This is a genomic window from Sphingopyxis sp., assembly GCF_016463645.1.
Lineage (GTDB): Bacteria > Pseudomonadota > Alphaproteobacteria > Sphingomonadales > Sphingomonadaceae > Sphingopyxis.
The window spans coordinates 1-4,618 of the sequence record NZ_JAEMQX010000196.1 but is presented as its reverse complement, the minus strand read 5'-3'; the positions used below and the strand labels follow the sequence as shown (position 1 = coordinate 4,618).

Here is a 4,618-nt window from a genome sequence, read left to right as displayed (position 1 = left end):
TCGCGCTGCGTGCCCGCGGCATTGCTTTTCGTCGCCGCGGTGCGCTCGACGAGCTGGATCGTGATGATATCGCCGACCTGCCCCGCGCGTCCACCCGAGGTGAGCGCAACATAGCTGCCCTGGAAGATCGAACCGTTCGCCGGCGGCGGTGCCGGCGGCAAAGGCATCGACACCGTAAAGGCATCGGACGGCACCTTTTCCTTCGCGTGCGTCGCAACAGGCGCGAGCACGAAGGCAAGCATCGCCAGACTGGGCATCGCCAGATTAGAGAGTTTGCGCGGCATTTTTCATCATCTCGTCGGTGGCCGAGATCATCTTTGAATTGACCTCATAGGCGCGCTGCGTCTCGATCATGTCGACGAGTTCCTCGACGACATTGACGTTCGATCCCTCGAGCATCCCGCCGCGCAAGGACCCGCGGCCTTCCTCGCCCGCGCCGCCGACGAGCGGCGCGCCCGAGGCCTGCGTCTCGACGAGCATGTTGCCGCCGATCGCCTGCAGGCCCGCGGGATTCGAAAAACGCGCGATCTCGATCCGGCCGAGTTCGAGCGCGGTGCCGTCGGCGGCGGTCGCCGAGACGGTGCCATCGAGCCCGATCGTCACATTGCTCGCGTCTTCGGGGATCTGGATCGCGGGGGTCAGCGGCTTGCCGTCCGAGGTCACGATCGTGCCGTCGGGGGCGCGGCCGAAGTTGCCCGCGCGGGTGTAGCCGATGCGCCCGTCGGGCATTTCGACCTGGAAATAGCCGGCGCCGTCGATCGCGACGTCCAGCCCGTTGCCCGTCGTCTGGAAGCTACCCTGCGTATCGATGCGCGCGGTGCCGTTAAGTGCGACGCCGGTGCCGAGGTTGAGGCCGGTCGCATAGCGGTTTTCGGCGGTCGACGGCGCGCCGGGCGCGGTCATCAACTGATAGCTCAGCGTCTCGAAGCTCGCGCGGTCGCGCTTGAAGCCCGTCGTGTTGACGTTGGCGAGGTTGTTCGCGATCACCTGCATCCGGAAGCCCTGGGCATCCAGACCGGTCCGCGCGACGTGCAGGGCACCGATACTCATGTCATATTCTCCTTAACGGGGGAGCTGCATCAGATTGGCGGTCGCACTGTCCATGTCGCGCACGTCGCCGATCATCTTCAATTGGGTGTCCCAGCTGCGGCTCGCCTCGATCATCTCGACGAGCGCGCTGGTTGCAGTGACGTTCGATCCCTCGATCGAACGGGTGAGCAGCCGCGCTTCGGGATCGTCGGGCAGGATGCCGCCGCCCTTCACGCGGAACAGGCCGTCGAGCCCCTTGGCGATGTCCGACCCCGTCGGGGTCGCGAGCCGGAGCCGGTCGACCTCCTGCGGGTTTTCGGGATCGCCGCCCTGCGGCACGATCCATACGCGGCCTTCCTGGTCGATATTGATCGCATCGGCGGGCGGGATCGTCACCGGTCCCTGCGTGCCCTGCACGGGACTGCCGTCGCCGGTGGTGAGCAGCCCGCTCGGCGAGACCTGCAGGTCGCCGCGACGGGTGTACGCTTCTTCGCCATCCTTCGCCTGCACGACGAGCAGCGCATCGCCCTGCATCGCGATGTCGAGGTCGCGGCCGGTCTGGGTGACCGACCCGGCCTTCATATCGGCGCCGAGCACTTCCTCGGATGACATGGCGCGCGTGTCGAGCCCGCTGCCATCCAGCCACAGCGCCTGCGCGCTCGCCATGTCGGCGCGGAAGCCCGGCGTTTGCGCGTTCGCCAGATTGTTGGCGATCGCCGTCTGCCGGGACATGCTGCCCCGCATCGCGGTAAGGCTGGTGTAGATGAGGCGGTCCATGTCGTAGCTCCCGGCAGGCGGCGGTCAGCGGCGTGTCAGCGCATGCCGATGATCGTCTGGGTCAGCTGCGACGCGCCCTCGATCGCCTTGGCATTCGCCTGGAAATTGCGCTGCGCCGACATCAGCATCACCAGTTCCTCGGTGATATCGACGTTCGAGCGTTCGAGCGCGCCCGAACGGACGGCGCCCATCGAGCCGTTGGTCGGACCATCGATCGTCGGCGGACCGCTTTCGCCCGTCGACTGCCAATGCGCATCACCGGTCGGGCGCAGACCCGACATCGTCGGGAAAGTCGCCATCGCGACCTTGCCGAGCATCTGGTCCTCGCCATTGGCAAAAGTCGCGGTGACGAGGCCGTCGAGACCGATCGACACATTGACCAACGACGAGGTCGGGTCGGACGGCGCGCCCGTGGGCAGCTGCATGTCGAAAGCGCCGGCGAGCGTGTTGTTCGTGACGTTGCCGTCGGCGTCGACCGGAAGCAGCTGCAATTTGGCGCCCGTCGTATCGATGACGTTGCCGTCGGGGGTCGGTTCGAACGAACCGTTGCGCGTGTAGGTGATCGCCTCGGTCGGCGGATTGCCCTTCACGATGAACATGCCCTCCCCGACGATCGCGAGGTCGAGCGTCTTTTCGCTCGCTTCGTACGAGCCCTGCGTGAACTGCTGGGTGATGCCGTTGAGGCGCGTGCCCTGGCCCGCGATCGTCTTCGTCGACTGCGTCGGCGACGAAGCGAAGATATCACCGAACTGCGCCTTGCTGCGCTTGAAACCGACCGAGCCGGCGTTGGCGATATTGTTCGAGATGACCGACATATCGGTCTGCGAGGCCTTGAGGCCCGAAAGCGATGTATAGAATGACATGGACTTATCCTTCCTGCGTGGTGGGGGTCGAAGGCTGGGCGGCCTTGATATCCTTGAGCAACTGGGTCTGCGCCGTGAGCTGCTCAGAAATCTGCGCGAGCACGGTGTTCGTTTCGCTGATCCCGGCGAGGCTCGAGAACTGCGCCATCTGCGCAACCATCTGCTGGTTATCGACGGGGTTGAATGGATCCTGCTGCGACAGCTGCGCGGTCATCAGGCGGAGGAAATCGCTCTGATCCATCTGCTGGCTGGTGCCCTTGGGGTGGATCACCGGGTTGTTGTTGGTGATGCTGTTGACGCTCATCTTACTGTCCCATCCTGAGGGTTTCGTTGATCAGGCCCTTCGCGGTTTCGAGGACCTGGACATTGTTCTGATACTGGCGCGCGGTCTCGACCATCTCGACCAGCTCGGCGGCGCTATCGACCGCGGCTTCCCAGACGTTGCCGTCCGCATCGGCGAGCGGGTTCGACGGATCGTGCCGTTTCGACGGCGCCATCTTCGACGTCGTGACCTGGTCGATCTGGACCGTCGCGCGGCCGGACGCGTCCATCACCGTGCGGAACACGGGCTTCAGCGAGCGGAACGCGCCCGCCTCGCTGCCCGCGACCGTTCCCGCATTCGCGAGGTTCGACGCCGTGGTGTTGAGCCGGACGAGCTGCGCCGACATTGCGCGACCGCTGATGTCGAAGACGGAGAAATTGCCGTTCATCGTCATTCACCCTTCAGCGCGCGCGACAGCGTATTGATGCGCCCGGTGAGGAAGGACAGGCTCGACCGATAGGCGAGCGCATTTTCAGCGTAGGCCGTCTGCTCGGTCGCCATTTCGACGGTGTTGCCGTCGAGCGACGCCTGCACCGGAACGCGATAGCTGATCGCACCTTCGGTCGAGCTGCCCTGCTGTGCGAGGTCGAGCGCCTTGGCGAAATCGATGTCGCGCGCCTTGTAGCCCGGCGTCGCGGAGTTCGCGATGTTCGACGCGAGCATCATCATGCGCTGGCTGCGGAGCTGGAGCGCCGTCGCATGCAGGCCAAAGAGTTTCTCGGATGCCATCATCACATTCCTTCGCTTGCCGCCATCCGGCGGCGGGGCTTTGCCGGGTCCGGCCGGCTGGCACGGACGCGCGGTAATACACCAAGGCATGATGCAATGGCCGTGCCAATCCATATTTACTGTTATTTTTCAGCTATTTATATTTTCATGGCAGACTTGCATGCGACGCGAGTCAAAAATCCGACGGTACCCGCCTCGGCCCACTCGAACCGCCCGCCAAATCGCGACTGGCACGCTTCCTGCACCTCGGCGCGTAACGATATTGGACAGAAGGAGATCGACCTTGTCCCCGAAAATTCTTTCCGCCCTTGCCGCATGCGCGATCGCCGCACCGGTCGCGGCTTCGGCGCAGCAGGCGAGCGAGGACTGGCAGACGATCGACATGCTGACCGCGACGGTCGCGAACGCGCTCGGCCGCACCGCGACCCCGATCGACCGCCGGATCAAGCTCGCGCGCTGCCCCGAACAGGCGTCGGTCACCGCGCTCGACGCGCAGACGCTCGCGGTACGCTGCGCGTCGCTCGGCTGGCGCCTGCGCGTCCCGATGACCGGCCCCACTGCCGACGCAGCGCCCGCCGCGGTAAATTTCGCTCGCCCGGCACCGAGCGCCCCCGTCATTCGCCGCGGCGACAATGTCCGCGTGACGATCGAGACCGACAGCTATTCGATCAGCTATGCTGCGGTAGCGACGCAGGACGGCCGCGTCGGCGAAACGATCGCCTTGCGGGGCAGCGATGCCAAATCGACGCTCAGCGCCACGGTCACCGGCCCGGGTCGCGCAAGCCTCGACGACTGATTCCCGTACCCTCGCTACCCGCCCACCGGGCCCGGCCTGTCGGCTTTCCGACGGCGCCGGGCCTTTCTTTTGTTTTTTGCGGCCGGTCGCCTTAATCGCTCC

Annotated in this window: 8 protein-coding genes; 1 reads left to right on the top strand and 7 read right to left on the bottom strand. The window is 65.4% G+C overall.

The features are described from left to right. The 7 genes from JHC57_RS21225 to JHC57_RS21195 all read right to left on the bottom strand — a co-directional run. The coding region (locus tag JHC57_RS21225; protein ID WP_294032570.1) for a flagellar basal body L-ring protein FlgH at window positions 1-284 on the bottom strand (284 nt) is incomplete at its 3' end. Further along, on the bottom strand, window positions 265-1,050 hold the full coding sequence (flgG, locus tag JHC57_RS21220; RefSeq protein ID WP_294032569.1) for a flagellar basal-body rod protein FlgG: 786 nt from the start codon (window positions 1,048-1,050) through the stop codon (window positions 265-267). The genes flgG and JHC57_RS21225, both read right to left, overlap by 20 nt. A 12-nt stretch (window positions 1,051-1,062) precedes the next feature. Continuing rightward, a complete protein-coding gene (gene flgF, locus JHC57_RS21215) occupies window positions 1,063-1,806 on the bottom strand; it encodes a flagellar basal-body rod protein FlgF (protein ID WP_294032568.1) in 744 nt (247 codons plus the stop codon). 35 nt (window positions 1,807-1,841) lie between these two features. After that, complete coding sequence (locus JHC57_RS21210; protein ID WP_294032567.1) at window positions 1,842-2,669, bottom strand: flagellar hook basal-body protein; 828 nt, start codon at window positions 2,667-2,669, stop codon at window positions 1,842-1,844. 4 nt (window positions 2,670-2,673) lie between these two features. Beyond that, a complete protein-coding gene (locus JHC57_RS21205) occupies window positions 2,674-2,973 on the bottom strand; it encodes a flagellar hook capping FlgD N-terminal domain-containing protein (protein WP_294032566.1) in 300 nt (99 codons plus the stop codon). A 1-nt stretch (window position 2,974) separates the two neighbouring features. Continuing rightward, the gene (gene flgC, locus JHC57_RS21200) at window positions 2,975-3,385 is read right to left on the bottom strand and encodes a flagellar basal body rod protein FlgC (protein ID WP_294032565.1); all 411 of its coding nucleotides are present in this window, start codon (window positions 3,383-3,385) and stop codon (window positions 2,975-2,977) included. Continuing rightward, on the bottom strand, window positions 3,382-3,723 hold the full coding sequence (locus JHC57_RS21195) for a flagellar basal body protein (RefSeq protein WP_294032564.1): 342 nt from the start codon (window positions 3,721-3,723) through the stop codon (window positions 3,382-3,384). Before JHC57_RS21195 ends, flgC begins: the two co-directional genes overlap by 4 nt. A gap of 280 nt (window positions 3,724-4,003) precedes the next feature. Here JHC57_RS21195 and JHC57_RS21190 point away from each other — a divergent pair, with 280 nt between their 5' ends. After that, on the top strand, window positions 4,004-4,516 hold the full coding sequence (locus JHC57_RS21190) for a flagella basal body P-ring formation protein FlgA (protein ID WP_294032563.1): 513 nt from the start codon (window positions 4,004-4,006) through the stop codon (window positions 4,514-4,516). The last annotated feature ends 102 nt before the right edge of the window (window positions 4,517-4,618 follow it).

Coding starts and splice junctions, on each gene's coding strand:
- flgG (WP_294032569.1), bottom strand. CDS start 1,050: ATGAGTATCGGTGCCCTGCACGTCGCGCGGACCGGTCTGGATGCCCAG.
- flgF (WP_294032568.1), bottom strand. CDS start 1,806: ATGGACCGCCTCATCTACACCAGCCTTACCGCGATGCGGGGCAGCATG.
- JHC57_RS21210 (WP_294032567.1), bottom strand. CDS start 2,669: ATGTCATTCTATACATCGCTTTCGGGCCTCAAGGCCTCGCAGACCGAT.
- JHC57_RS21205 (WP_294032566.1), bottom strand. CDS start 2,973: ATGAGCGTCAACAGCATCACCAACAACAACCCGGTGATCCACCCCAAG.
- flgC (WP_294032565.1), bottom strand. CDS start 3,385: ATGACGATGAACGGCAATTTCTCCGTCTTCGACATCAGCGGTCGCGCA.
- JHC57_RS21195 (WP_294032564.1), bottom strand. CDS start 3,723: ATGATGGCATCCGAGAAACTCTTTGGCCTGCATGCGACGGCGCTCCAG.